Genomic DNA, 24,990 nt, shown 5'->3' with positions numbered 1-24,990 from the left:
TTCTGAAGGTTGTCCCGGTCAGGCGAACCGCGTCCAGCCTTCGTCGGGGATAAAGCGGTCGCCGTGTTTCGCCGCCAATTCGCGCAGAATGCGGGTGATTTGATCGGGGCCGCGCTTGCGGGCATATTGTAACGGCCCACCCCGGAATGGCGCAAAGCCGGTGGCGAAGATCACGGCGGCGTCCAACGTATCCGCATCCGCAACCACCTTGTTGCGCAGACATTCCATCGCTGCGTCGCACAGCGGCAGGATCAGCCGGTCAGTCATGCTGTGGGGAATCGTACGGTCGGTATCGGGACGCGGGGTGCCAACCGACCAGTCGTAGAAACCCTGACCGGCCTTCTTCCCGGTATCGCCGCTTTCCACTTTGTCGCGCAGGCGTTGCAGCACGTCGGCCAGGGGTTTGTCGAGCGATGCTTTCAAATTTTCGCCCACGTCCAGACAGATATCCAGCCCAATCTGATCGGCCAGCGCAAGCGGTCCCATTGGCATGCCGAAACGCAGGCCTGCGGCGTCGATCACTTCTTTCGGGTGACCCTCATCCAGCAGCAGCATCCCTTCCATCAGATAGGGCATGAGGACGCGGTTAACGAGGAAGCCGGGATCGTCGCGTACCGGCGCGGGCAAACGGTCGATGGCCCCGCAGAAAGCATGCAACCGATCCAGAACCTTGCGGCTGGAGCGCTCATGCGCGACCACCTCGACCAGCTTCATTCGCGAGACCGGGTTGAAAAAATGCAGCCCCGCAAATTGCGCCGGATCGGCAACCGCGCCCGCAAGAGCGGCCAGTCGCAGCGACGAGGTGTTGGTGGCAAGGATCGCGTCATTTTTCATCCGCTTTGCCAAATCCGCATAGATTTTCACTTTGAGCTCGGGGTTCTCCGGCACCGCCTCAATCACCAGATCGGCATGGGCAGAACCGATGCCATCTGGATCAGGCATCAGCCGGTCAAGCGCGGCAAGGGCTTCGATCTTGTCGAGATGTTTCTCGCGGCAGATTTTTACAGCCCGTTTCACCGCCATACCCAGCGGCTCCGGTTTCACATCGGTCAGCGTCACGCGCTTGCCCCTTATCGCGGCCCAGGCCGCGATTTCGGCGCCCATCGCTCCGGCGCCAATGACGTGGACATGGGCGATGCCATCCTCGCCCTTGGCACGCGCCCTCAGATTTTGCCGCAAAAAGAAAATGCGGATCAAGTTCTTTGCAGCGTCGGTTTTCAGAAGATTGGCGAAGGACACGATCTCGGCCTTCTGCATCGCCTTAGCGTCAGTGGCGTTTTCCTCCCAAAGATCAATCAGCGCGTGGGGGGCCGGATAGTGATCGCGAGGCGCGCGTTCTTCCGTCTTGCTGCGCATCTTGCGCACCGCCAGCGTGCGGGCGGCTTGGGTGCGCATGGCGGTGGCGCGCAATCCTTGCATGCCGGTTTTCAGCTTGTCTGCGCAGGCGAGGCGCACCGCACTTGCGACATGGCGTTCGGGCACCACCGCATCGGCGATGCCTAATGCTTTTGCTTTGCGGTCATGGGCGGGTTTACCGGTCAGCATCATTTTCATCGCCGCGGCGGGGTTGATCAGCGCGGTCAGCCGAAACGTGCCGCCCAGCCCCGGATGCAGCCCCAACTGCACCTCGGGAAAACCAAAACTCGCGCCTTCCACGGCGATGCGGTGATCGCAGGCCAGAGCGATCTCGAACCCCGCACCAAGGGCCGCACCATGCACCACCGCGATAGTCGGAACGGACAGCGCGGCAAGCCGATCCAGCACCGCATGGCCCTGCCGCAACAGCTTGGTTGCATCGTCGCCGCTCATATCAGCGATCATGGTGAGATCGGCCCCCGCAGCAAAGCCCGCCGGTTTGGCTGAGCGAAGCACCAGCGCCCGAGGGTGGTCATGTTCCAGCCCGTCCAGGATGTAATCCAAATCACTTAGCACGGTTTGCGAGATCGTGTTGGTGCCGCTATCGGGGCAATCCAGCAGCAGCCAAGCGATGTTCTCGTCATCGCGCCCCATTCGCCATGTGGTCACGCCATCGGGGTGCGGCGGGTGGCGGTCGGCGGGATCGGGAAGGTGGTTCAGAACGTCGGTCATGCGACCTCCAGCATCATCGCGCCGCCTTGTCCGCCGCCGATACATTCGGTGGCGATGCCGCGCTTTTTATCCATCCGTTTCAGGGCATGTGCCAAGTGCAACACGATACGGTTGCCACTGGTGCCAACCGGGTGGCCCAGGCTGATCGCGCCGCCATCGACATTCAGGCGGTCGTGGTCAATCCGACCAAACGCACCTTCCATGCCCAGGACCTCGCGGCAGAAGCTCGCGTCCTCCCACGCGGCAAGGCAGGCCAGAACCTGCGCAGCGAAAGCCTCGTTCAGCTCCCAAAGGTCGATGTCGGCGCGGTTGAAGCCGTGGCGTTGCAGGATCGGCTGGCTGGCCAGTACCGGCCCCAGCCCCATAATCGAGGGATCGAGCGCGGCCCATTGGCTGTCCATGATCCGCGCGAGGGGTGTCAGCCCGTGCGCTTCCACCGCCTGTTCCGAGGCAAGGATCACCCAGCTTGCCCCGTCGCTGATCTGGCTGGAATTTCCCGCCGTGACCTTGCCGAATGGCTTTTCGAATGCGGGTTCGAGTTTCGCCAGAACCTCGATGTCAGTGTCCGGGCGCACACCATCATCCCAGAGATACGCGCCACCGTCGCGGTCAAACACTGGCATGACCTCTCCCTTCAACCAGCCCTCGCGCTGGGCACGGGCGAGGCGATGGTGGCTGTTCATGGCATAGGTGTCGGCGGCGCTGCGGGTGATGGAGAAACGATGCGTCAGCACCTCGGCGGTCTGGCCCATGTTCAGGTCGGTGATCGGGTCGGTCAGCCCGCGCTCTAGCCCCAGCACGGGCTTGAGGAAATCCGGCCGCAGCCCGGACAAGGTACGAACCTTGTCAAGCGGCCCTTTGGCCGTGTTGAAGTTTCCGAACCACTCCACCGCCTCTTGGCGCAGCACCAGCGGCGCGTGGCTCAGTGCCTCGGTGCCGCCAGCAAGGATCAAATCGTGGCTGCCGTCACGGATATAGCGAAATGCGGTGTCGATGCTTTGCATCCCGGAGCCGCAGTTGATCTGCACCGTAAAGGCCACCATCGCCTCGCCGAGCCCAAGACGAAGCGCGGCGATACGGGCGGGGTTCATCTCGTCCGCGATCACGTTGACACAGCCGAGAATGCACAGATCAAAGGCGGTGCGCTTGAACGGCTGGCGCAATAACAGCGGTCGTCCCGCCTGCACCGCCAGATCGACTGGGCTGAACGGGCCGGGCTTACCGCGTGCCTTGAGAAAAGGCGTGCGCGCCCCATCAACCAGATAGACCGGACGGCCTTTCATACTGTTCCCCCTTCCCAGTTGCACGCAGCAAATGGCGGGCGGTCTGGGTCGGCTCGAGGGGCCGCGCGGCGGCCAGGGCTTGATGGGACAACTTGGGCTCCTTTTCACGGGTTCGCGGTGTCACCGAGTTAACCCGGCTGGGTGGCAATGGTTCCGGCTTGGGGAACTGGCGCGAAGGGCAAGGCGTTATGTCATCTACATACATCGTGTTCCCGGAAAGAAAGGTCGGTTTCATGTCCCCCAAGCAAGAGATTGAAATCTGCGATGTTGCGGTAATCGGAGCAGGCACAGCGGGGATCGTAGCCGAGAAACACGCCCGCGATCGTGGCGTTACAACACGTTTGATCGACCCGGAATTCGCTGGCACAACCTGTGCGAATGTGGGGTGTATGCCGTCCAAGCTGTTGATTGCTGCCGCCGATGCTGCCCATGCGGTGCGGGCGGCGCAGCGCTTTGGCATCACAGCCACTCCGCAGATCGATGGAGCCGCTGTCATGCGCCGGGTGCGCAAGCATCGCGACCGGTTCGTGAGCGGTGTGAAAGAAGGATTCGCGCGGTTGCCCGACGGCGTCCGTCTGCAAGGCCATGCGCGCTTTGTTGCGCCGGGGCAGTTGGAATTGGATGACGGCACGCAGATCCGGGCGCGGGCGGTAGTGTTGGCGACCGGCGCGAAACCAGCATTGCCGGGGGCGTTCCAAGAGGTAAAAGACAAGGTTCTGACCAATCGCAACATCTTTGAGCTGGAAGACCTGCCCGAATCCGTCGGTGTCATCGGCACCGGTGCGGTGGGTCTGGAACTGGCGCAGGCGCTGGCACGACTGGGCGTGCGGGTCGAGGTGTTTGACATGGGCAATCGTGTCGCCGGTCTGCCCGAGGAACCGAGCGCCGAATTGTGCCGTATCCTGTCTGACGAGTTCGCGATTCATCTGGGACAGGCCCCCGAGGCGGAGGCTGATGGCGACGGCGTGCGCCTGACATGGGATGGCGGCAGCGCGCGCTTTGATCGCCTGCTGGTCGCCGCCGGACGCCCGCCGCAACTGGAGGGGCTGGATCTGGAAAAGGCCGGGCTGGAACTGGACGAGAACGGCATGCCGGAAATTGACCCGGCGACACTGCAATGTGGCAACGCGGCGATTTTCATCGCGGGCGATGCCAATGGATTGCGCCCGGTGCTGCATGAGGCGGCGGACGAGGGCGCGGTGGCGGGGCGCAACGCCGCCTGCTATCCCGACCTTCGCCCCACCAAGCGCACAGTGCCGATGGCCATCACGTTCAGTCGCCCCTGTGCGGCGGTGGTTGGCGCGGTTCCCGAAGCGGGCGATGGCGATACGGTCACGGGCCGTGCCGATTATGGCAATCAGGGCCGGGCTAGAGTGATGGGGCAAGCGCACGGCCTTTGCGAAATATATGCCGCGCGAACGGATGGCAGGCTGACGGGTGCGGCGCTTTGCCTGCCCGATGGCGAACATCTCGCACATGAACTGGCTTGGGCGATCAGCTCTGAATTGACCGCAGGGCAGATGTTGGATCTGCCATTCTATCATCCGACGCTGGAAGAGGGACTGAAACCAGCGCTACGTGAGGTCTGCAAACAGATCCCGATTAAAACGCCGTGGAATCGCGCCGATGAGCCGCTGCCCGGCGATGATTGCTCGTGAGGCAACGGGTGCCGGGTAGTTTGACAATTGCCCTCGCGCGCAGAATACCAGTATTGGGCCGGTTTTCGGCGGCAATGGGGGCATCACATGAGTATTCACAAGGTCGCAGTGGCACAAATCGCTGCAAATCCCGACGATTCCCTCGCTACCGCCGGGAAGGTGGTCGAAACCTTGCACCGGGCGGCTGCCAACGGTGCGCAACTGATCGTGTTCCCCGAGGCGCTGCTGGGCGGTTACCCCAAAGGCGCGTCTTTCGGCGCTCCGGTCGGGTTGCGCACGCAAGAGGGGCGCGAGGCGTTTCGTCGCTATTACGAGGCGGCGATTGACCTTGACGGCCAAGAGGTGGCGATGATCGCCGAGGCCACGTCCGCGACCGGCCTCTTTGCAGTGATCGGCTGTATCGAACGCGATGGTGGCACACTCTATTGCACCGCGCTGTATTTCGACGGCAAGAACGGGTTGGTTGGCAAGCATCGCAAGCTGATGCCGACCGCGGCTGAGCGGTTGATTTGGGGCTTTGGCGATGGGTCCACTATGGAAGCTGTGGACAGTCCGTTGGGCAAGATCGGCGCGGTGATCTGCTGGGAAAACTATATGCCCGCGCTGCGGATGCATATGTACGCTCAGGGCGTAGCGTTTTACTGCGCACCCACTGCGGACACCCGCGATACCTGGCTGGCAACGATGCAGCATATCGCGTTGGAGGGACGCTGTTTCGTGCTGAGCGCGTGCCAATATATCACCCGCCGTGCCTTCGGAGCAGAACATGAATCGGTCTTAGGCGATGATCCCGACACGGTGATGATGCGCGGCGGCAGCGTGATCATCGATCCCATGGGCACGGTTCTGGCCGGGCCGGATTTCGAGGGCGAAACCATCCTTTACGCCGAGGCCGATACCACCGCGATTGCGCGCGGCAAGTATGATTTCGACGTGACCGGCCATTATGCCCGCCCCGATGTGTTCGAATTGGTGGTCGATGACCGGCCAAAACCAGCGGTGCGTCGCCGTTCGCGCGAGGAGGTCTGATGCAGGTTGATCTGGCCGATCTTGACCCGATGGCGGGGTATAAGCTTCTAACCGCTACGGTCACCCCGCGACCCATCGCTTGGGTGACCTCGCTGGGGGCAGATGGGACGGTAAACGCTGCGCCGTTTTCCTTTTTCAACGCCATGGGCCACACGCCGCCGACGGTCGCCCTGGGGCTTCAGGCCGATCCGGTCAAAGGGTTCAAGGACACGGCAACCAACATCCTTGCACGCGGCGAGTTCGTGGTGAATCTGGTGTCGGAAAGCGTCGCAGAGAAAATGAACCAGACCAGTATCGACGCTCCCGGCGATGTGAGCGAATTCGAAGCCGCCGGGCTGACGCGGCTGGCCTCGCGCCATGTCGGGCCGCCCCATATCGCGGAATCGCCGGTATCTTTTGAATGCGTGAACCTATCCAGCATCGTGACCGGCCCGAGTCAGACCGTGGTGATCGGGCGGGTGCTGTCGATCCGTATCAATGATGCGTATATTCTCGACGCGGATCGATTCCATGTCGACACGCCGGCGCTGAGGCTGATCGCAAGGATGCACGGGCGCGGCTGGTATGCGCGCGGTACGGATCTGTTCCAGTTGACGCGCCCGAAATCGGATACCAAGAAGTAGCATCGCGCTTGCAGAGGGCGGTGGCAAAGCGGATATTTTCGGCGTAAACGGTTCCAAATTGAAACAGAGGGACCGACATGGATACTCGCGATACCGTCTTTATTGCTCTTTTTGCAGCCATCATGGCGGCGCTTGCCGTGTTTCCGCCGATCACATTGCCGGTTATTGGCGTTCCAATCACGGCGCAATCGATGGGGGTGATGTTGGCGGGTGGCGTTCTGGGTGCGTGGCGCGGGGCGCTGGCCATGGTTCTGTTCCTGACGCTGGTCGCCATCGGCCTGCCACTGCTGCCCGGCGGGCGCGGGGGTTTCGGCGTATTCATGGGGCCGACCGGCGGGTTCCTGGTGGGGTTTGTGCTGTCGGCCTTCGTCATCGGCTGGCTGACCGAACAGTTCTGGCACAGTCTGAGCTTTCCGGTGGCGCTGGCAATCTGCCTGGGCGGCGGGGTGGTCGTGCTCTATGCGGTCGGCGTCCCTTGGATCGCAACGGTGGCGAAGATTTCTCCGCTGACCGCGCTGAGCGGTTCGCTGGCCTTCATCCCCGGCGACATCGTCAAAAGCGTCATCGCCGCAGGGGTGATTGTAACGGTCCGGCGCGCCTATCCGATCATAACGCGCTGAGGGCGCGCCGATGATCCGGTTCCGTGAAGTCAGCGTCAAAAAGGATGGGCAGGCGATCCTCACCGAGATCGATCTGTCGCTGTCCGAACGGCGCATCGGGATTATCGGGCGCAACGGATCAGGCAAAAGCACCTTTGCCCGGCTGTTCAACGGGTTGGAAACGCCGACAAACGGTTCGGTTACCCTGAACGGGCAGGGCGGGAGCAAGGCGCTACGCCGTCATGTCGGCTTCGTGTTTCAGAACCCGGACAACCAGATCGTTTATCCCATCGTACACGAAGATCTGGAGTTTGGGCTGAAGAACCTCGGCCTTGGTAAAGATGAAATGCGGGCGCGGATTGACACTGTTCTGCGCCGGTTTCAGCTTGAACATCTGCGCGACCGCCTTACCCATCAGTTGAGCGGGGGGGAAAAGCAGATGATCGCGCTCGCCGGGGTCTTGGTGATGCGCCCGCGCCTGATCGTGCTGGACGAACCCACAACGCTGCTGGACCTGTGGAACAAGCGCCGCTTTATGGCAGCAATTCATGAGCTGGAACAACAGATTGTGCTGGTTTCCCATGATCTGGATCTTCTGGATGGGTTCGACCGGGTGCTGCATATCGATGGTGGACAAGTGGTGGCGGATGGCCTGCCTGATCCGGTCATCGCGGGTTACACCGCCGGTGCGCAATGCTGAGCGATCTTTACGTCTTTGGTGACAGCCTGCTGCATCGCGCGCGACCACTGATTAAAATTCTGGCGCTGGTGGTGTTCTGCACCGGATTGTTCTTGTTCGATCACTGGGCAGTAATCGCGATTGCGGGGCTGATGGTCGCTGCTGGATTTGCTGTCGCGGGTCTGCGTCCGCACCATGGGGTTGCGGCGCTGCGTCCGGCTTTCTGGATCTTGGTGGCCATTTTTGCGGTGCAGGTCTGGCTGGCCGATCTGGCTCTGGCGACATTCATTATCTCGCGCTTTGCCTTGCTGATTTTGGCCGCGTCGCTGGTCACCTTGACCACTACGGCGGGCGAATTTGTCGACGGGATCGAAGCGGGACTGAAACATGCGCCCGGCTGGGTGCCCAAGACGCGGATTGCCTTGGCAATCTCACTCACACTGCGATTTATCCCGCTGGTCCGCAGCGTTCTGATTGAGGTGCGTCAGGCGCAGGTGGCGCGTGGGCTAGAGCGCAATATCACCGCGCTTTTGGTGCCGGTGGTGGTGCGCACGCTGAAACATGCCGACGAAACGGCCCAAGCGATACAGGCGCGGTCATTCGACTGACAGTGTCTTGGTTCCGGTCAGGTCGGCGCGATGGATTTTGTGAAAATAGCCCGTGTCATCCTCGCCCACGACGCAAAGCGATGCGAGCTGAAATGGCTGTGGTAGAATTGGTTCCAGTGTTTGGGTAAGGGCGATCTGCACCGGTTCCAGATTGTGGCGATGGATGCGGCCGGTCAAGGTGATGTGGAAGCGAAAGCGCTCCATCACATTGGGATAGCCCCAGCGCAGCAAAAGTCTTTCCTGTTGCGGGTCCAGTCGGGCGGCGCGGCGACGGGTCAATTCCGCATCGCTGGGCGGCGCACGGAAGTCATCCAGTCCGGCCACGACCTTTGCCGCGAGATCCGACAACGCTGCCGAGTCCTCCTGCGCGAGCAGCGCCAGAAAGCTGCCCATTCGGCCGATCCTTAATCCGCCCAGTTCAACCGGCGCAAGCGCGGCGCAAAGTGCGTCAGTCGCATTGCACAGCGCCGCAGCCGTGGTGTTTTCGGCCAAATAAAACGGAGCCTTGATCGTGGCGTGCAGGCCGTATCGTCGCGGTCTTGCGGTGATTTGGGCAAGCGACAGTGGCAGGCCCGGAACATCGGGATGCGCCAATGTCCGCCCCTGTACCGCGTCCCAGCCCAGCCAAGACGCGGCAAAATCCGACCAAGCGGCGCGCTGGGGCAGGAAATAGATTGCGTAACGGCGAAAATGGTCCATGAAGCCAAGCTTTGTCTGCGTCGCCGCTCACAGACAATAGCTTAGCGCATAATGCAAGGGGGCCGTTACTTGGAGGGCAACGCGGCGCAATGTGCCCCGCCCGACGCCTGCCCCGACCCCAGGGCCAGTATCGGCGGTGCGCGAAACGGATCAAGCGGCGTGCTGGTGGCCTTGTCCAGCGCCAGAATGCCCAGGACCAAGGCCAGTGCGGCAGCGGCTGTCAGACGTCGTGTTCCCGTCATCGTCTGCCCTCCAGTCCCAAAAGCGGACGCAGGCGCACGCCGGCAATACTGCCAGCGAAGGCAGCGGCGAACCACGCCCAACCGTGCAACGAACCGGTTGAAATTCCGCTGAAGAACGCACCCACATTGCAGCCGAAGGCAAGTCGCGAAGAATAACCCAGCAACAGCCCTGCGATGATCGTGGCGACCCATGCGCGCGGCGGCAGATTAGGCAATTTCTGCGCCAGCCCACCGCGCCATGCGGCAACCAGAAACGCGCCGCCGATGATGCCGAGATTGGTCAGCGAGGTCACATCGGTCAGGATGCTTGAGGTCAGGCGCTCGCTATTGGCAGGGGCGCTCCAGAAGGGCAGGGCGGCGACATCACTGCCCATCGCTGCAGCTCCTTTGGCCGTCCACAGCCCCAAACCATAGACCACGCCCCACGGCTGACCCGCAACCGCCAGATTGGCAAGCGCGAACAGTGCCAGCAGCAATGCGGCGATCCACATGCGGCGCGGAATGGTGCGGGTACCGGGCGCGGCCAGAAACAGCAACAATGCGGCCACAGCGGCCAGCGCGCCCAGCGTGACGATCAGGCCGGAGGTGCCAGTGAAAGCGACCACCGGCGCGCTGCCGAGCGAGGTCCACCACAGCAGATGTGTCGCGCCGATAAAACTGCCGATGGCAAAGAAAGGCAGCGCGACGAGGCCCACGGGGTTGCCGCTGCCCGCGTTGACCAGCGTGCCCGAGCCGCAGCCCAGCACCACCTGCATCGCCGCACCAAACACGAAGGCCCCGCCGACCATCGCCCAGCCGACCGGTGCGATGGCGCCGGTCAACTCCTCGGCATTGCTTTGCAGCAATGGGAACGCGACGATTGCGACCAGCCCGATGGCAACTAGCTGCGCCAGGATACCTGCCGGTTCACGGCGCAGGATCATGGCCCGCCACGGTCCCGCAAAGCCAAAACGCAGGCCTTCAAGCGTGATGCCAAAGCCGAACCCGATCGCCAGCAGCAGCCCATAGCGCGCCCCGGCCATCATCGCGACGGCCAGGCACAGGAATAGCGCGATCGCGACAAGGGCAATGCGTGGTACCGCGCGGCTAGCGCGCGGTATGTCTGAAATAGTTTGTACGCTCATGGGATCCTCAGAAGATGCTCTTGACCTGGTTCCAGAGATTGCGGATCGGACCCGGTACGTTCTCCATCTCGCCGCCAGCCTGAGACCAGCCGACCATGGATTCGGGATAGAGCTTCACGTTTTCGATCCCGGCAAGTTCGCTGAGCGCGAACCAGTTGGTTGCTGCCCAGTGGCCCGTGTTGCAGAAGGAAACCACCTCTTGGGCGTCGTCCAGTCCCTCGGCCAGGGCCAGCTTATGCGCAGCGTCAGCATCGGCGATGATCGGGCCGTTCGAAAACCAGTCAGTATGGGTGAGATATTTGGACTGCGGCAGCGTGCCGGGGCGCGCGGCAGCGGGGTGCATGTCTTCGCCTTTCCAAGAGCTTTCGGGCCGAGCGTCCAGCAGCAGCGCATGATCGCGCCCATCCACCACTGCCTGAACATCTTCCGCATCGGCCAGCCATTGATCCGAGAGCTGAACGGTGATGTTGCTGGGTTCGGGCAAGACTGGCTGCTTGTCGAGATTGAGCCCAGCCGCTTTCCAACCTTCTACCCCGCCGTTCAGAATTGCCAGATGGCTGACCCCGCTGGATTTCAGTGTCCAGTAGACGCGGGCGGCGGCACCGAAATCAGTCTCGTCGCTGCCCTGATGGACCACGACCACAGGCTGTTCCTTGGTCACGCCCAACGCACGCAGGACCTCAGTTAGCCTGTCCTCATCTGGCACCTGACCGGGGTTGTCGGCGGGGCCGCGAAACAGTGGATAGGGCGCATTCACGGCATTGGTGATATGGCCTGCGCCATACTCCTTCATCCAACGGATATCCAAGATCAGTGGCGCGCTTTCGCCCTGCAGGTTGGACAGCTCCTGCGGCGTGAGCAGCGGGCCGAAGTCGTCGGGCGCGGCAAGGGCCGGCAAGGACAGGCCGAGCGCAAGCGCGGCTGCGGTGAGGGTCTTGATCGGCATCGTCATGGGGAAACCTCCGTGGTTCGTTGGCGCTGAAGTGGCATCGCGGCGATGCGGCGGCAAGGGGCGGGCAATGTGCGGCGGCTGGAAGGCCCGGAACTCTGTTCCAATGGCTGTACTGGCGTCAGGTCAGGTGTTCGGACGTGTGCGCAGCGCGGAACGTTGTCCCAGTTTTTGCTGCCTTGCGGGGTGTCTGTTCTTATTTCCGGTCACGGCGACAGGCAACCGGAAAACGTCTGTTTTGCTCGGTGTCCGCCATGTGATTCGCTGGCTCAGATATGCAGTGCCTGCCCCAACGCGGCCAGCGCCGCCTCCTGCACCGCCTCGCTCAGCGACGGGTGAGCGTGGATTGTATCGGCGACGTCTTCAAGGCGCGCGCCCATTTCGATTAAGTTGGCGAATTGCGCCGAAAGCTCGGACACCCCTGCGCCGACCGCCTGCAGCCCAAGGATCAGGTTGTTGTCCTCGCGCGCGATGACGCGGACGAAACCGGCAGTCGACTCGAGGGTCATGGCGCGGCCATTGGCGTGGAGCGGAAAGCTGGCAGTGCGGATGCTGTGCCCAGCTTCGCGCGCGGCGTCGGGGCCAAGCCCGGCGGTAACGATCTCGGGATCAGTGAAACAAATTGCCGGTATGCAGGTCTTGTCCCAGATGCGGGCGTTGCCGGCGGCGATTTCGGCCACCAACACGCCTTGCGCCATGGCGCGGTGGGCCAGCATCGGCTCGCCGGTGACGTCGCCGATGGCAAAGACGCCACGCATCGACGTGCGGCACTGATCGTCGATGCGCAGGAATCGCCCGGTCATGGCCAGCGACAGTTCGTTCAGTCCGCAATCGTCCAGATGTGGCACGCGGCCCACGGCGACCAACACCTTGGCCGCGGGAATCCGGTCCTCGCCTTCGTCGGTTGCCACCGCCAGTTCGCCGTTCGAATAGCCCGAGGCGCGCGCGCCCAGCAGCACCTGCACCCCTAACCGGTCGAGCGCGTTGGCAACCGGTTGCGTCAGATCGGCGTCATAGTGCGGCAGAATGCGCCGCTCGGCCTCGACCACTGTGACCCGCGCGCCCAGCTTGGCAAAGGCGGTGCCGATTTCCAGCCCGATATAGCCCGCCCCGACCACAACAAGGCTTTCGGGCACTTGCGTCAGCGTCAGCGCCTCGGTTGAGGATAGGATGTTGCCGCCAAAGGGCAGGTCGGGCAATTCGACTGGACGCGCGCCGGTTGCGATGACGATGCGGCGGGCGTGAATGCGCTGTTCACCCATTTCGGTGCTGACGCTTACCGTCTTGCCATCGATGAACCGGGCCTGTCCCTGTACCGTCTTGACGCCGGCCTTCTTTAGCAGCCCTGCGACGCCACCAGTCAGGCGCGAAACGATCTCGTCTTTCCACGCGATGGTACGACCAAGATCGATGCGAGGTTCGCTGACGGTGATGCCAAGCGGGTTGTCGCCACTTTGTTCAAGCGCGATGTGGAACCGGTCCGCGGCGTGGATCAACGCCTTGGACGGGATGCAACCAACATTCAGACAGGTGCCGCCGGGGCGGGCCTTCTCGACGATCACGGTGGACACGCCCAGTTGCCCGGCCCGGATTGCGCAAACATAACCGCCGGGACCGGCGCCGATCACGAGGAGATCCGTTTCGATGGGGTCCACGATCCTATCCTTTCAGAAACAGCAGGGCAGGGGTTTCCAGAAGGGTTTTCAGCTTCTGCACGAACACCGCCGCATCCCAGCCATCGATGACCCGATGGTCAAAGCCGCAGGAGAGGTTCATCATCCGGCGGGGGACAAAACCGCTGCCGTCCCACATCGGCCTTGTCGCCAGCTTGTTGATGCCGACGATCGCCACTTCAGGGTAGTTGATGATCGGAGTCGACACGATCCCGCCTAGCGGCCCCAGCGAGGTGATGGTAATGGTCGAGCCGCGCAGATCTTCGCGCCCGGCACTGCCGTCGCGGGCCGACTGGCTGAGGCGGGCAAGTTCGCGGGCGCTCTCCCACAGGGTCAGCGCTTCGACATGGCGCACCACCGGCACCATCAAGCCGCCGGGCGTTTGCGTGGCAACGCCGCAATGCACGCCACCGAAGCGGCGCATGATGCCGGATTCATCGTCGAAATGCGCATTGATCTGCGGCTGTTCTGCCACGGCTTCGGTGATGGCCTGCATCACGAAAGGCAGGATCGTCAGCTTGCCGCGCGTCTCGGCATGGTCGGCATTCAGCTTGCTGCGCAGCGTTTCAAGATCGGTCATGTCGATCTCTTCGACGATGGTGATATGCGGAATGCGCGCTTTTGACAGCGCCATGCGCTCGGCGATCTTTTTGCGCAGGCCGATCAGTTTTTCCTCAAACACTGAGGGGTCGGGGCGGCGTGCGTCAACGTCCTGCGCCGGCCCGTGCTCCAGAAATACCGTCAGGTCGTCATGGGTGATCCGCCCGGCCGGGCCGCTGCCCATGACCCGGCGCAGATCGACCCCCGCCTCGCGCGCGCGACGCCGAACCGAGGGCGGGGCCAGCGGGCGCTCGCCCTCCTTGCGGCGAGGCGCGGTGCGGGGGACGGGGGTTTTCGGTGCAGCCGCTTCGGGCGCTGGTTCTGGTTGCGGCGGGTCCGGCCTGGGCTTTTCCAGCGCCTGCGGTTCGTCTTGTGGCGGTTTGGAGTCAGGTTGCGGCGGGGCATTCTTATCCGCAGCGGTATTGCCTGCGCCCTCAACTTCGATCCGGGCCAGATCGCTGCCGATGGGCAGGGTCTCGCCGACCTCGCCGCCCAGCCAAAGCACTTTGCCGGTGACATGGCTGGGGATCTCGATCGAGGCCTTGTCGGTCATCACCTCGGCGATCAGGTCGTCCTCGCGCACGATGTCGCCGGTCTTGACGTGCCATTTGGTCAGCTCGGCCTCGGCCACGCCTTCGCCCACATCCGGAAGCCTTATGGTGTAAACGCCCATCGCTATGCCTCCATCACGGCCTGAAGCGCCTTGGCGATGCGCGGGGGGCCAGGGAAATAATGCCATTCCTGGGCATGTGGATAGGGCGTGTCCCATCCAGCGACGCGGGCGACGGGGGCCTCAAGATGCCAGAAACATTCCTGCTGCACCAAGGCCACAAGCTCTGCACCAAAGCCGGAAGTCAGCGTTGCCTCATGGACCACGACGCAGCGTCCGGTCTTGCGTACCGAGGCGGTGATCATGTCGATATCCAGTGGCATCAGCGTGCGCAGATCGATCACTTCGCCGTCGATGCCGCTGTCGGCAACCGCTGCAAGCGCCACATGCACCATCGTACCATAGGCAAGAATGGTCACGTCGCGGCCCTCGCGGCGCAACTTGGCGCGGCCCAGCGGGATCGGAGCATAGCCCTCGTCAACCTCGCTCAACTCGGACTTCTTCCAGGATACTATGGGCTTGTCGTAATGGCCGTCGAACTGACCGTTATAGAGCCGCTTGGGCTCGAGGAAGATCACCGGATCGGGGTCGTCGATCGCGGCCAGCAGCAGCCCCTTGGCGTCACGCGGGTTTGACGGCACAACCGTTTTCAGCCCTGCCACATGGGTGAACAGGGCTTCGGGGCTTTGGCTGTGGGTCTGGCCGCCGAAGATGCCGCCGCCGGTGGGCATGCGTACCACGATGGGGCAGGTGAATTCCCCGGCCGAGCGATACCGCAGCCGCGCTGCTTCGGACACGATCTGGTCATAGGCGGGATACATGTAATCCGCGAACTGCATCTCGACGCAGGGGCGCAGCCCATAGGCGGCCATGCCGATGGCGGTGCCGACGATGCCGCTTTCGCTAATCGGGGTGTCGAAACAGCGGGATTTGCCGTATTTCTTCTGCAATCCGGCGGTGCAGCGGAACACGCCGCCAAAATAACCGACATCCTCGCCAAAGACGATCACCCTGTCATCGCGCGCCATGGCAACATCGTGCGCGTCGCGGATTGCCTCGACCATCGTCATTCGCGCCATGTCAGTATCCCACTTCGTGCCGTTGGCGGATCAGGTGGGCGGGCATTTCAGCATAGACATCCTCGAACATCTCGCGCGGTGAAGGCTGGCGTCCGCTGTGCATGGTGCCGATGCTTTCGGCCGCTTTCTGGGCGGCGATCACCTCGTCGCGTATCTGCGCCTCGGCCTGAACGTGGCGTTCCTCGCTCCAGGCACCGATCTCGATCAGATGGGTCTTGAGCCGCAGGATCGGATCGCCCAAGGGCCAGGCCGCGCTTTCCTCCTTGGGGCGATAGGCAGCCGGATCATCCGAGGTGGAATGTCCCCCGGCGCGGTAGGTGACATATTCGATCACAGTCGGCCCAAGGTTGCGCCGTGCGCGCGCGACCGCCCATTTCGCCACCGCATGCACGGCCAGATAATCATTGCCATCAACCCGAAGCGCCGGAATACCAAACCCATGGCCCCGCGCAGCCAAGGTGCCTGCCTCGCCGACAGCGATGCCCTGAAAGGTAGAAATCGCCCATTGATTGTTGACGATGTTCAGCACCACCGGCGCGCGATAGGTCGAGGCAAAGACCATGCCGGCGTGAAAATCATTCTCGGCGGTTGATCCGTCCCCGATCCAGCCCGCCGCGATCCGGCTGTCGCCCGAGATTGCCGAGGCCATCGCCCAACCCACCGCCTGCACGAACTGTGTCGCCAGATTGCCCGAGACGGTAAAGAACCCGTGCTCCTGAGACGCGTATAAAATCGGTAATTGCCGCCCGCGCAGGGGATCGGCTTCGTTCGAATAGATCTGGTTCATCATCTGCGTCATCGGATAGCCCGACGCGATCAGCAGCCCCGCCTGCCGATAGGTGGGAAAGTTCATATCGCCGGGTTCCAGCGCAAGGCGGAACGCGCAAGAGACTGCCTCTTCGCCCAGATGCTGCATATAGAACGACGTCTTGCCCTGGCGCTGCGCGGTCATCATGCGCGCGTCAAAAATGCGCAGCGTCATCATATGGCGCAGGCCTTCGATCAGCCGCTCGGTGTCCAGCGACCCGGCCCAGGGGCCGACGGCCTGACCGTTGCGATTGAGAACCCGGATGATCGAGAATGCAAGATCGCGCATCTCGGCGGGGCTTTCATCGATTTCGGGGCGGCGCACCGAACCGGCCTGCGGTATTTTCACATGTGAGAAATCGGGGGTGTCACCGGGGCGCAAGCCGGGATCGGGAACATGAAAGCTGAGTTTTTGCGTATCGGGCATGCTGATCCTGTCAAACAATTCCGGGGCGAGGATGCCTGTCTTCCTCTCCTTCACCTTAGCGCAGATTTTGCAAATGTCTTGCCTTGCGTGATTAAATCGCGCGTTTTACCACTCCCGTGGAGATGGGCGGGAATTGCATCGTCGAAAGCGACCACGGAACCTCGGTAATTGTAGGCGCGGGGGCATTAGGCGATGCCGATCCCTTGCCTGTTCATGTCAAGATGATTAGCAATTTCCGCAGGTCATCATCCCGAAAGGACACGATCATGTCGATTTACTTTCCCTCCCGCCTGCTGGCGGGGTCTGCCGCACTGATATTAGTTGCAGGATCGGTGCTTGCGCAAACCGGGGTCAAGATCGGTTACGCCTTGGCACCAAATTCGCATTATGGGGTCGCTGCCGAAAAATGGGATGAGGTCGTGACCGCCGAAACCGACGGCAAATTCGATTTCAAACATTTCCCGTCGTCCGGTCTGGGTGGTGAGCGCGAGGTGATCGAGGGGCTTCAGATCGGCACCGTCGAAGCCACCATCGTGTCCTCGGGGACGCTGGCCAATTTTGTGCCGGAAACCGGTGTTTTCGACATTCCGTTCCTGTTTCGTGATCTGGATCATGCCCGCGGTGTTTTGGACGGCCCTATTGGTGCGGAAATCTTGGCCAAATTCGACAATGTGGGCCTGCACGCCCTGGCATGGGGCGAGCAGGGATTTCGCCACATCACCAACAACCGCAATCCGATTTCAACGCCCGAAGACGTCAAGGGTTTGAAAATCCGCACCATGGAAAATCCGGTGCATCTCAAAGCGTTCAACACCTTGGGCGCGGCACCGACTCCGATGGCCTGGCCCGAGGTGATTTCCTCATTGCAACAGGGCGTGATCGACGGGCAGGAAAACCCGCTCTCGGTGATCGTGTCGGTCAAGCTGGACGAGGTTCAGAAATATCTGACCCTGTCAGGCCATGTCTATTCGCCGGCGATGCTGCTGGTGTCCAAACCCTTTTGGGACGGGCTGAGCGATGCCGACAAGGCGGCCTTTGAAAAGGGCGCAACCGAGGCCGTGGTCGCGATGCGCGGGTTCGTCGATGATGTTGAAACTGATGGCGTTGCGACGCTGAAGGAGCGGGGCATGGAAGTTGGCGAATTGTCGACCGAAGAAAAGGCGGCTTTCCAGCAAGCCGTGCAGGGCGCCTATGAGTCCTATTATGACATGTATGACAAGGATCTGATCGAGCGCATCATCGCCGCCGAATGATTTCTTGCCGGGGCCGGTGCTGACACCCGGTTCCGGCAGAGTCGGAATTCGCAGATAGGACCAACGCCATGCGCAGCTTTGAACGCGCCCTTGTCGGCTTGAATCGTTGGGCAGTGATCGGGATGCTGGCCGCTATGGCGCTTGTCGTCGGCACCAATGTTGCGCTGCGTTATACCACCAATGCCTCCCTGCCATGGGCGGATGAGGTCGCGCGTTATTTGATGATCTGGCTGACCTTTATCGGCGCGGGTCTGGCGCTGCGGACCGGGGGACATGTCGCCATCACCAATCTGCAAGATGCGATCCCGACCCGCGCGCAGATCGTGCTGCGAAGCTTGATCGTGCTGACATTGCTGGCCTTCTTCCTGTTCATGATCTGGGCTGGGCAGGATTACATGACCCGGATGCAGTTCCAGAAAAGCCCGGCGCTGCGCTTGCCGTTCAACTATGTCTATGCCGCGATGCCGATCGGTTTCGCACTGCTGGCCGTGCACCTGCTGCTGATCGCTCGGCAATTCATCACCGCAGGCACTTATCGCGACGCGCCCAGTGGCGCGGCGCAGACCGAGGCCGCGAGTGGCTGAAATTCTGTTTCCCGCCCTGTTCCTGCTGATGGCGCTGGGATTGCCGGTGGCCTTCGCCATGGCCATCGCCGTGTTTTGCGCGATCACCTTTGCCAGCAATTACCCCAATATCGTCGTCGTCAAAGAAATGTTCGCGGGGTTGGATTCCTTCCCGTTGCTGGCGGTGCCGTTCTTTGTCTTGGCGGCCGAATTGATGACCGGCGGCGCGATCACCCATCACCTTTTGCGTTTTGCCGCCCAATTTGTCGGTCATTTGCGGGGCGGGCTGGGCCATGCCAACGTAATTTCGTCGACCTTGTTCGCCGGGATTTCCGGCTCGGCGCTGGCCGATGCCGCAGGGCCGGGGACAATGATGATCCGCATGATGGAGAAGGGCGGTTATGATCGCGCCTATGCTGGTGCGCTGACGATTTCCAGCGCCATCGTCGGGCCGATCATCCCACCGTCGATCACGATGATCATCTATGCCATGCAGGATGACAATGTTTCGGTTGGTTCGCTGTTCATGGCCGGGATTGTGCCGGGACTTCTGATCACGGCGGCGATGTTGGCGACCAATGCGATCATCGCCCGCAAGCGGGGGTATCTGGGCACCGGCACCCGCCCCGGCGCGGTCGCGATGATACGCACCACGGCGCTGGCCTTGCCCGCATTATTCCTGATCGTGCTGGTGGTCGGGGGCATTCGCTTTGGCATTTTCACGCCCACCGAGGCCTCGGTGATTGCAGTGTTTTACGCCTTGATCTGCGGCATGTTCATTTATCGCTCGCTGCGACTGCGCGACCTGCCCGACATCATCCTGCGCGCCGCCTTGGTCAGTTCGGCGGTGTTGCTGATCCTTGGTGCTGCGCGGGCTTTTGCCTGGGTGCTCATCATTGAGGGCATCCCGCATGATCTGGCTGCCACCATCATCGGCTGGGAGCTCAGCCCGGTGATGTTCCTGCTGGCGGTAAACCTGCTTTTGCTGGTGTTCGGCCTGTTTATGGACCCGCTGCCCGGGGTCATGATCCTAGTGCCGATCCTAGCCCCAATCAGCCACGCGCTGGGGATCGCCCCCAACCATTTTGCCATTGTTGTGATTGTCAATTTGACGATGGGTCTGGCCACGCCTCCGGTCGGGGCGCTGATCTATGTGGTGTCGTCTGCCGCAAATATGCGCCCCGGCGCGCTGATCCGCGAGTTGCCACCGTTTTTTTTGGCCGGGCTGGCCTTGCTGTTATTGCTGACCTTCGTGCCGCAACTGTCCACATGGCTGCCACGGATTAGTGGGCTTTAGGTGCGCTCAGAAATCGATCGCCAGACCCTTCTTTTCCCAATCGCCATAACGCACCGGGTCCAATCCATCGCGCCCGCCCAGTTCAACGGGTGGTTTGGGCGCGGCATCTGCTTCCTTGCGGCGGGCTGCGGCCTCGGCCAATGCGCGCTGGGCGGCGGGGGGCAGCGTGTTCTCTGTGCTGTCGCTCATGACGGGTTCCTTTGTAGCGCCCTCATGATATATGCGCCCGGTCAGTAAGGGCAAGGCGAACGCAACGGAGGATCGGACATGGCAGACAGCGGTACAGCAGCGCGGCGTAGTGCGATCCACATGCTGGATCAGGTCTTGGGAGAGGGGCGTCTGATTGCGGAGATCCTCTCGGCCGGTGCGCTTGATCATCTGTCCCCCGAGGACCGCGCCCGCGCCCAACGGCTGGCGACGCAAACCCTGCGCGGGCTGGAGCGCGCCGACCGGCTGTTGCAAAAGCATCTGCGCAAGAACCCGCCGCTAAGCGTGCGCAATGCCTTGCGTCTGGGCACGGTCGAACTGTGTCAGGGCGAGGCTGCGCATGGTGTCGTCAACGCCATGGTCGAGATCGTCGGCACGCATAAGCGCCATGCCAAGTTGAAGGGGCTGGTCAACGCGGTGCTGCGCAAGATTGCGGTTGAGGGGCCCGAGGGCTGGACTCTGCTGCGCGCGCCCCGGCTGCCTAAATGGTTGCGCAATCCGTTAGTGGCGGCATGGGGAGGCGACGCCGTGGCGGCGATGGAACGCGCCCATCTTGCTGGCGCACCGCTGGATATCATCATGAAACCGGGCGTTTCCGGCGCTGCACTAAGCGCGTTGGAACTGCCGACCGGATCGCTGCGATTGGATGCTCCGGGGCAGATCACGGCATTGCCGGGTTATCGCTTGGGCGACTGGTGGGTGCAGGATGCCGCCGCTGCCTTGCCCGCTCGGGTCTTGAATGCGCAGCAAGGTGAAACCGTGCTGGACCTTTGCGCCGCGCCGGGGGGCAAGACGCTGCAACTCGCCGCCACGGGCGCGGATGTGGTGGCGGTGGATATTTCCGAGGCGCGGACGCAGCGCTTGCGTGACAATTTAGGCCGTACCGGTCTGAGCGCCGAAATCCGCATTGGCGATGCTTTGGAGCAGACCGGCGAATATGACGCGATCCTGCTGGACGCCCCCTGTTCGGCCACCGGCACAATGCGCCGCCATCCCGATCTGCCCTTTGCCAAAGACGGCTCGGAATTCGGCGCGTTGATCGACTTGCAGACGCAGATGCTGGCCCATGCCTGGACCCTGCTGAAACCCGGTGGCCGTCTGGTTTTCTGCACCTGTTCGCTGTTGCCGGACGAGGGCGAAGCGCAAGTGGACCATGCGCTTGCCACGCTTCCCGGTCTATCGGTGGACCGTGACGCATTGGCGCTGCCGGGGGTCGATCCCGAGTGGATCACATCTGAGGGCGGGTTGCGCTTGCGACCGGATTATTGGCTCGATCTGGGCGGAATGGACGGATTTTATATCGCCTGCCTGCGCAAAGCGGTTTGACGATCCGGTTTCGGCGGTGACTTGGCTGGCCGTGCCGTCTATGGTGCGGGCAAACGCCTTGAGAGCGTGCGAGGCCCTTGAGCAATGTCCAATTCCGTCTCTTTCCCAGGCTGTGGCGCCCGGTTCTTGAACCGGGCCTATGCGCGGCTTGCGCGGCGGCAGGCGGGCGCAGACGGGTTCGTTTCGCACCCTGAGCCACGCATTATCGGCAGTTCCGCGCGCGGGCAGCAAGTGGTGGCGGGCAAGTTGCTATTGGCCGGATATCTGGTTGAGTCGCAGGATACCGGGTTGTGGGAGGTGAAACCGCCCGCGCCCGCCTTTGAAGCTGAACGGCAAGGGTTTGTCTGGCTTGATGATCTTGCGGCGGTGGGCGACCGGAAGGCGCGCGAAAAGGCACAGCGCTGGTTGTGGGGGTGGATCGATCGCTACGGTGCGGGGCAGGGGCCGGGATGGGTGCCGGAACTGACCGGACGGAGGGTTCTGCGCTGGATCAATCACGCGGGTTTCCTGCTCGGAAAACAGGCACGGGTGGAGCAGGATAGATTCTTTTGCGCGTTGACGCATCAGGCATGGTTTCTGTCCAAACGCTGGCAAGGGGCTGCGCCGGGATTGCCCCGGATTGAGGCACTGACCGGGTTGCTGCATGCCGGTTTGCTGCTCAAGGGAAAAGAGGATCTGGCTGATCCGGCGGTGCGCGGCTTGATCCGTGAATGTGAAACGGTGATCGATGCGCAGGGCGGGCTGCCCACGCGCAACCCCGAGGCGCTGCTTGAGGTGTTCACAATGCTGACATTGGCGGGAAGGGCGCTGCATGACGCCGGGCGCGGTATCTCGCAGGCCCATTCCGCCGCAATCGAGCGCATTGCGCCAACCCTGCGCGGGTTGCGCCACGCCGATGGCGGGCTGGCGCGTTTTCATGGCGGCGGGCAGGGCAGCGAGGGGCGGCTGGATCAGGCGCTGGTCGCCAGTCATACGCGCCCGCGCCATAGCCAAGATCTGGCCATGGGCTATGCCCGCCTGTCTGCGCGGCGCACCAGTGTTATCATCGATGCCAGCCCGCCGCCTTCCGGCGCGATGGGATATGACGCCCACGCTTCGACGCTGGCGTTTGAACTGACCTCGGGACGGCGTCCTTTGATCGTCAATTGCGGATCCGGGGCATCGTTCGGGCCGGAATGGCTGCGGGCCGGGCGGGCGACCCCGTCGCACTCGACACTTAGCCTCGGGCGCTACTCTAGCGCTCGGCTTGCGAAGCCGGTCAAGGGGCGCGAGCCATTGATCCAGCCGCCGGTCAATGTTCCCGTCGAATGCACGGTCACGCCCCGAGGCACATGCTTTCAGGCCGGGCATGACGGTTATCTCCGCGAATTCGGCCTGACCCATGTGCGCAGTCTGACACTGGATTTTGAGGGACGGATGCTCACGGGGGAAGACATGCTGCTGGCGGTCGAGCAGACAGACAGGCGGCGGTTTGATCGCGTGATCGATCGGGTCGGACTGTCGGGGGTGGAATTCGCGATCCGCCTACATCTGCACCCGGATGTAGACGCCGCTCTGGATGCGGAAGGGGCGACCGTGTTGATGACACTGAACAGCGGTGAAGAATGGGAATTTCGCCATGACAAAAATGCCGCGCTATCGTTAGAGCCCAGCATGTATATGCAGAGTGATCGGCTAAACCCGCGCCCAACGCGGCAAATCGTTCTGACGGGGCGGGCACGCGATCACGCCACGCGCGTGCGCTGGGCGCTGTCCAAGGCGCATGACAGCCCGACAGCCCTGCGCGATTTGCACCGCGACGATGGGCTGGATGACGATTGAACTAAACGCACAAACCGGCCATGCGCGTGAAAACCGCATTGCGGTGCCGATCCGGTGCTTCTATCCAACGGCGTAATCGCCTATGCATTTCGAACGAGGCCGGTCCATTGCCCGCTTCGATCCTGACAGACACCTATCCGGGGACCACAATGACCGACCAGAACCCAATCCGCCGCGCGCTGCTTTCCGTTTCCGACAAGACCGGGCTGATCGATCTCGGCCGGGCGTTGGCAAAGCGCGGGGTCGAACTGCTTTCGACCGGCGGCACTGCCACGGCGCTGCGTGATGCCGGGCTGGCCGTGCGCGACGTCGCTGAGGTGACAGGCTTTCCCGAAATGATGGACGGGCGGGTCAAGACCCTGCACCCGGCGGTGCATGGCGGGTTGCTGGCGCTGCGCGATGATGCCGCCCACCGCACCGCGATGGACGAACACGGGATTGGCGCAATCGACCTATTGGTGGTCAATCTCTACCCGTTCGAAGATACCGTGGCCAAGGGCGCGGATTACGACACCTGTATCGAAAATATTGACATCGGCGGCCCCGCGATGATCCGCGCGGCAGCTAAAAACCACGCTTTCGTCACGGTGGTTGTGGATGTCGCGGATTACGATGCGCTTCTGGCCGATATGGATCAGCATGACGGCGCGACCTCGCTGGTGTACCGCCGCAAGCTGGCGCAAATCGCTTATGCCCGCACCGCTGCCTATGACGCGGCGGTCAGCACTTGGATGGCTCAGGCAATCGGCGCGGACACCCCTCGTCGCCGCGCCGTAGCCGGGACGCTGGCGCAGAAGCTGCGCTATGGCGAGAACCCGCACCAGCGCGCCGCGTTTTATACCGACGGCAGTAACCGCCCCGGCGTTGCGACGGCAACCCAGCATCAGGGCAAGGAGCTGTCCTATAATAACATCAACGACACCGACGCGGCATTTGAGCTGGTCAGCGAATTCGCGCCTGACGACGGCCCGGCCTGCGCGATCATCAAACATGCCAATCCGTGCGGAGTGGCGCGAGGCGACACGCTGAAACAGGCTTATCAGCGGGCTTTTGACTGCGATCGCACCAGCGCCTTTGGCGGGATCATTGCGCTGAACCAGCCGCTGGATGGCGAAACCGCCGAGGAAATCGCTGGTATCTTTACCGAAGTCGTGATTGCGCCCGGCGCTGACGCTGATGCGTTGCGCATCTTTGGCGAAAAGAAAAACCTGCGCCTTCTGACCACCGCCGGTCTGGCCGATCCCCGTGCCGGCGCGCTGACATGGCGGCAGGTGTCGGGCGGCTTTCTGGTGCAGGACAAGGATACCGGCCATGTGGGGCCGGGGGATCTGAAAGTGGTGACCAAACGTGCGCCCGAGCCGGACGAACTGGCTGATTTGCTGTTTGCGTGGAAGATCGCCAAACATGTGAAGTCGAATGCCATCGTCTATGTCAATGGCGGCGCGACCGTTGGCGTCGGGGCCGGGCAGATGAGCCGCGTGGACAGCACCCGGATCGCGGCGCGCAAGGCCGCCGATATGGCCGAAACATTGGGGCTGGACGCGCCGCTCACGCAAGGGGCGGTAGTGGCTTCGGATGCGTTCTTTCCCTTTGCTGACGGGTTGATCACGGCGGCCGAAGCGGGCGCACGCGCGGTCATCCAGCCCGGCGGATCAATGCGTGACGACGAGGTGATCGCGGCGGCGGACGCGGCGGGGCTGGCGATGGTGTTTACCGGCATGCGCCATTTCCGGCACTAGGGGACCG

At 62.5% G+C, this 24,990-nt stretch carries 23 protein-coding genes; 12 read left to right on the top strand and 11 right to left on the bottom strand.

All coding sequences use genetic code 11. From position 1 onward, the window contains the following. Positions 1–18: 18 nt before the first annotated feature. Both JAO82_RS01320 and JAO82_RS01315 read right to left on the bottom strand, forming a co-directional pair. Positions 19–2,088, bottom strand: coding sequence for a 3-hydroxyacyl-CoA dehydrogenase NAD-binding domain-containing protein (locus tag JAO82_RS01320; RefSeq protein ID WP_198684525.1), 2,070 nt, complete (start codon positions 2,086–2,088; stop codon positions 19–21). Continuing rightward, on the bottom strand, positions 2,085–3,371 hold the full coding sequence (locus JAO82_RS01315; RefSeq protein WP_198684524.1) for an acetyl-CoA C-acetyltransferase: 1,287 nt from the start codon (positions 3,369–3,371) through the stop codon (positions 2,085–2,087). The genes JAO82_RS01320 and JAO82_RS01315 overlap by 4 nt, the downstream gene beginning before the upstream one ends. A gap of 233 nt (positions 3,372–3,604) precedes the next feature. Here JAO82_RS01315 and JAO82_RS01310 point away from each other — a divergent pair, with 233 nt between their 5' ends. The 6 genes from JAO82_RS01310 (at position 3,605) to JAO82_RS01285 (ending at position 8,567) form a co-directional block, all read left to right on the top strand. Continuing rightward, positions 3,605–5,029: a dihydrolipoyl dehydrogenase gene (locus tag JAO82_RS01310; RefSeq protein ID WP_198684523.1), complete on the top strand. Its 1,425-nt coding sequence runs from the start codon at positions 3,605–3,607 to the stop codon at positions 5,027–5,029. Positions 5,030–5,116: 87 nt separating this feature from the next. Then, entirely contained in the window at positions 5,117–6,058 is a 942-nt protein-coding gene (locus tag JAO82_RS01305) for a carbon-nitrogen hydrolase family protein (RefSeq protein ID WP_198684522.1), read from the top strand. Further along, the gene (locus tag JAO82_RS01300; RefSeq protein ID WP_198684521.1) at positions 6,058–6,681 is read left to right on the top strand and encodes a flavin reductase family protein; all 624 of its coding nucleotides are present in this window, start codon (positions 6,058–6,060) and stop codon (positions 6,679–6,681) included. The genes JAO82_RS01305 and JAO82_RS01300 overlap by 1 nt, the downstream gene beginning before the upstream one ends. Positions 6,682–6,758: 77 nt before the next feature. After that, positions 6,759–7,301 (top strand): biotin transporter BioY, encoded by a 543-nt coding sequence (locus tag JAO82_RS01295; protein ID WP_198684520.1) that lies wholly within the window; start codon positions 6,759–6,761, stop codon positions 7,299–7,301. Between the two features lie 10 nt (positions 7,302–7,311). After that, the gene (locus JAO82_RS01290; protein ID WP_198684519.1) at positions 7,312–7,980 is read left to right on the top strand and encodes an energy-coupling factor ABC transporter ATP-binding protein; all 669 of its coding nucleotides are present in this window, start codon (positions 7,312–7,314) and stop codon (positions 7,978–7,980) included. Then, complete coding sequence (locus JAO82_RS01285; RefSeq protein ID WP_198684518.1) at positions 7,974–8,567, top strand: energy-coupling factor transporter transmembrane component T family protein; 594 nt, start codon at positions 7,974–7,976, stop codon at positions 8,565–8,567. Before JAO82_RS01290 ends, JAO82_RS01285 begins: the two co-directional genes overlap by 7 nt. Here JAO82_RS01285 and JAO82_RS01280 read toward each other — a convergent pair. From JAO82_RS01280 to JAO82_RS01245, 8 genes are all read right to left on the bottom strand, one after another. After that, a complete protein-coding gene (locus JAO82_RS01280; protein WP_198684517.1) occupies positions 8,556–9,266 on the bottom strand; it encodes a DUF1045 domain-containing protein in 711 nt (236 codons plus the stop codon). The two genes, JAO82_RS01285 and JAO82_RS01280, sit on opposite strands and share 12 nt — an antisense overlap. Before the next feature lie 65 nt (positions 9,267–9,331). After that, the gene (locus JAO82_RS01275) at positions 9,332–9,508 is read right to left on the bottom strand and encodes a hypothetical protein (protein ID WP_198684516.1); all 177 of its coding nucleotides are present in this window, start codon (positions 9,506–9,508) and stop codon (positions 9,332–9,334) included. Beyond that, positions 9,505–10,632 (bottom strand): YeeE/YedE thiosulfate transporter family protein, encoded by a 1,128-nt coding sequence (locus JAO82_RS01270; protein ID WP_198684515.1) that lies wholly within the window; start codon positions 10,630–10,632, stop codon positions 9,505–9,507. The genes JAO82_RS01275 and JAO82_RS01270 overlap by 4 nt, the downstream gene beginning before the upstream one ends. Positions 10,633–10,639: 7 nt before the next feature. After that, positions 10,640–11,584, bottom strand: a complete 945-nt coding sequence (locus tag JAO82_RS01265) for a sulfurtransferase (RefSeq protein ID WP_232897165.1) — start codon at positions 11,582–11,584, stop codon at positions 10,640–10,642. A gap of 266 nt (positions 11,585–11,850) precedes the next feature. Further along, on the bottom strand, positions 11,851–13,236 hold the full coding sequence (gene lpdA, locus JAO82_RS01260) for a dihydrolipoyl dehydrogenase (protein ID WP_198684514.1): 1,386 nt from the start codon (positions 13,234–13,236) through the stop codon (positions 11,851–11,853). 4 nt (positions 13,237–13,240) lie between these two features. After that, a complete protein-coding gene (locus JAO82_RS01255; RefSeq protein ID WP_198684513.1) occupies positions 13,241–14,527 on the bottom strand; it encodes a dihydrolipoamide acetyltransferase family protein in 1,287 nt (428 codons plus the stop codon). Between the two features lie 2 nt (positions 14,528–14,529). Further along, positions 14,530–15,543, bottom strand: a complete 1,014-nt coding sequence (locus JAO82_RS01250; RefSeq protein ID WP_198684512.1) for an alpha-ketoacid dehydrogenase subunit beta — start codon at positions 15,541–15,543, stop codon at positions 14,530–14,532. A gap of 1 nt (position 15,544) precedes the next feature. Next, entirely contained in the window at positions 15,545–16,777 is a 1,233-nt protein-coding gene (locus tag JAO82_RS01245) for a 3-methyl-2-oxobutanoate dehydrogenase (2-methylpropanoyl-transferring) subunit alpha (protein WP_198684511.1), read from the bottom strand. A 266-nt stretch (positions 16,778–17,043) separates the two neighbouring features. Here JAO82_RS01245 and JAO82_RS01240 point away from each other — a divergent pair, with 266 nt between their 5' ends. From JAO82_RS01240 to JAO82_RS01230, 3 genes are all read left to right on the top strand, one after another. Further along, positions 17,044–18,030 (top strand): TRAP transporter substrate-binding protein, encoded by a 987-nt coding sequence (locus JAO82_RS01240; protein WP_198684510.1) that lies wholly within the window; start codon positions 17,044–17,046, stop codon positions 18,028–18,030. Between the two features lie 68 nt (positions 18,031–18,098). Beyond that, positions 18,099–18,614 carry a TRAP transporter small permease gene (locus tag JAO82_RS01235; RefSeq protein ID WP_198684509.1) on the top strand — a complete coding sequence of 172 codons (516 nt, stop codon included), beginning with the start codon at positions 18,099–18,101 and terminating at the stop codon, positions 18,612–18,614. Further along, entirely contained in the window at positions 18,607–19,890 is a 1,284-nt protein-coding gene (locus JAO82_RS01230) for a TRAP transporter large permease (protein ID WP_198684508.1), read from the top strand. The genes JAO82_RS01235 and JAO82_RS01230 overlap by 8 nt, the downstream gene beginning before the upstream one ends. Positions 19,891–19,896: 6 nt before the next feature. On the opposite strand, the gene JAO82_RS01225 is transcribed toward JAO82_RS01230, so the two are convergent. Continuing rightward, complete coding sequence (locus JAO82_RS01225; protein ID WP_198684507.1) at positions 19,897–20,079, bottom strand: DUF1674 domain-containing protein; 183 nt, start codon at positions 20,077–20,079, stop codon at positions 19,897–19,899. A 78-nt stretch (positions 20,080–20,157) separates the two neighbouring features. Between JAO82_RS01225 and JAO82_RS01220 the strand changes: the two genes are divergently transcribed. The 3 genes from JAO82_RS01220 to purH all read left to right on the top strand — a co-directional run bounded on the left by JAO82_RS01220 (position 20,158) and on the right by purH (position 24,983). Beyond that, complete coding sequence (locus JAO82_RS01220; RefSeq protein ID WP_198684506.1) at positions 20,158–21,423, top strand: RsmB/NOP family class I SAM-dependent RNA methyltransferase; 1,266 nt, start codon at positions 20,158–20,160, stop codon at positions 21,421–21,423. An 84-nt stretch (positions 21,424–21,507) separates the two neighbouring features. After that, complete coding sequence (locus JAO82_RS01215) at positions 21,508–23,244, top strand: heparinase II/III family protein (RefSeq protein ID WP_198684505.1); 1,737 nt, start codon at positions 21,508–21,510, stop codon at positions 23,242–23,244. Between the two features lie 149 nt (positions 23,245–23,393). After that, the gene (gene purH / locus JAO82_RS01210; protein ID WP_198684504.1) at positions 23,394–24,983 is read left to right on the top strand and encodes a bifunctional phosphoribosylaminoimidazolecarboxamide formyltransferase/IMP cyclohydrolase; all 1,590 of its coding nucleotides are present in this window, start codon (positions 23,394–23,396) and stop codon (positions 24,981–24,983) included. Positions 24,984–24,990: the final 7 nt, after the last annotated feature.

Origin of the sequence: Pontibaca salina, assembly GCF_016307205.1 — a bacterium.
Classification (GTDB): domain Bacteria; phylum Pseudomonadota; class Alphaproteobacteria; order Rhodobacterales; family Rhodobacteraceae; genus Pontibaca; species Pontibaca salina.
Note: the sequence above shows the minus strand (reverse complement) of the source record. Positions and strands in the feature narration are given on the sequence as shown.

Coding starts and splice junctions, on each gene's coding strand:
- JAO82_RS01320 (WP_198684525.1), bottom strand. CDS start 2,088: ATGACCGACGTTCTGAACCACCTTCCCGATCCCGCCGACCGCCACCCG.
- JAO82_RS01315 (WP_198684524.1), bottom strand. CDS start 3,371: ATGAAAGGCCGTCCGGTCTATCTGGTTGATGGGGCGCGCACGCCTTTT.
- JAO82_RS01310 (WP_198684523.1), top strand. CDS start 3,605: ATGTCCCCCAAGCAAGAGATTGAAATCTGCGATGTTGCGGTAATCGGA.
- JAO82_RS01305 (WP_198684522.1), top strand. CDS start 5,117: ATGAGTATTCACAAGGTCGCAGTGGCACAAATCGCTGCAAATCCCGAC.
- JAO82_RS01300 (WP_198684521.1), top strand. CDS start 6,058: ATGCAGGTTGATCTGGCCGATCTTGACCCGATGGCGGGGTATAAGCTT.
- JAO82_RS01295 (WP_198684520.1), top strand. CDS start 6,759: ATGGATACTCGCGATACCGTCTTTATTGCTCTTTTTGCAGCCATCATG.
- JAO82_RS01290 (WP_198684519.1), top strand. CDS start 7,312: ATGATCCGGTTCCGTGAAGTCAGCGTCAAAAAGGATGGGCAGGCGATC.
- JAO82_RS01285 (WP_198684518.1), top strand. CDS start 7,974: ATGCTGAGCGATCTTTACGTCTTTGGTGACAGCCTGCTGCATCGCGCG.
- JAO82_RS01280 (WP_198684517.1), bottom strand. CDS start 9,266: ATGGACCATTTTCGCCGTTACGCAATCTATTTCCTGCCCCAGCGCGCC.
- JAO82_RS01275 (WP_198684516.1), bottom strand. CDS start 9,508: ATGACGGGAACACGACGTCTGACAGCCGCTGCCGCACTGGCCTTGGTC.
- JAO82_RS01270 (WP_198684515.1), bottom strand. CDS start 10,632: ATGAGCGTACAAACTATTTCAGACATACCGCGCGCTAGCCGCGCGGTA.
- JAO82_RS01265 (WP_232897165.1), bottom strand. CDS start 11,584: ATGACGATGCCGATCAAGACCCTCACCGCAGCCGCGCTTGCGCTCGGC.
- JAO82_RS01255 (WP_198684513.1), bottom strand. CDS start 14,527: ATGGGCGTTTACACCATAAGGCTTCCGGATGTGGGCGAAGGCGTGGCC.
- JAO82_RS01250 (WP_198684512.1), bottom strand. CDS start 15,543: ATGGCGCGAATGACGATGGTCGAGGCAATCCGCGACGCGCACGATGTT.
- JAO82_RS01245 (WP_198684511.1), bottom strand. CDS start 16,777: ATGCCCGATACGCAAAAACTCAGCTTTCATGTTCCCGATCCCGGCTTG.
- JAO82_RS01240 (WP_198684510.1), top strand. CDS start 17,044: ATGTCGATTTACTTTCCCTCCCGCCTGCTGGCGGGGTCTGCCGCACTG.
- JAO82_RS01235 (WP_198684509.1), top strand. CDS start 18,099: ATGCGCAGCTTTGAACGCGCCCTTGTCGGCTTGAATCGTTGGGCAGTG.
- JAO82_RS01225 (WP_198684507.1), bottom strand. CDS start 20,079: ATGAGCGACAGCACAGAGAACACGCTGCCCCCCGCCGCCCAGCGCGCA.
- JAO82_RS01220 (WP_198684506.1), top strand. CDS start 20,158: ATGGCAGACAGCGGTACAGCAGCGCGGCGTAGTGCGATCCACATGCTG.
- JAO82_RS01215 (WP_198684505.1), top strand. CDS start 21,508: ATGTCCAATTCCGTCTCTTTCCCAGGCTGTGGCGCCCGGTTCTTGAAC.
- purH (WP_198684504.1), top strand. CDS start 23,394: ATGACCGACCAGAACCCAATCCGCCGCGCGCTGCTTTCCGTTTCCGAC.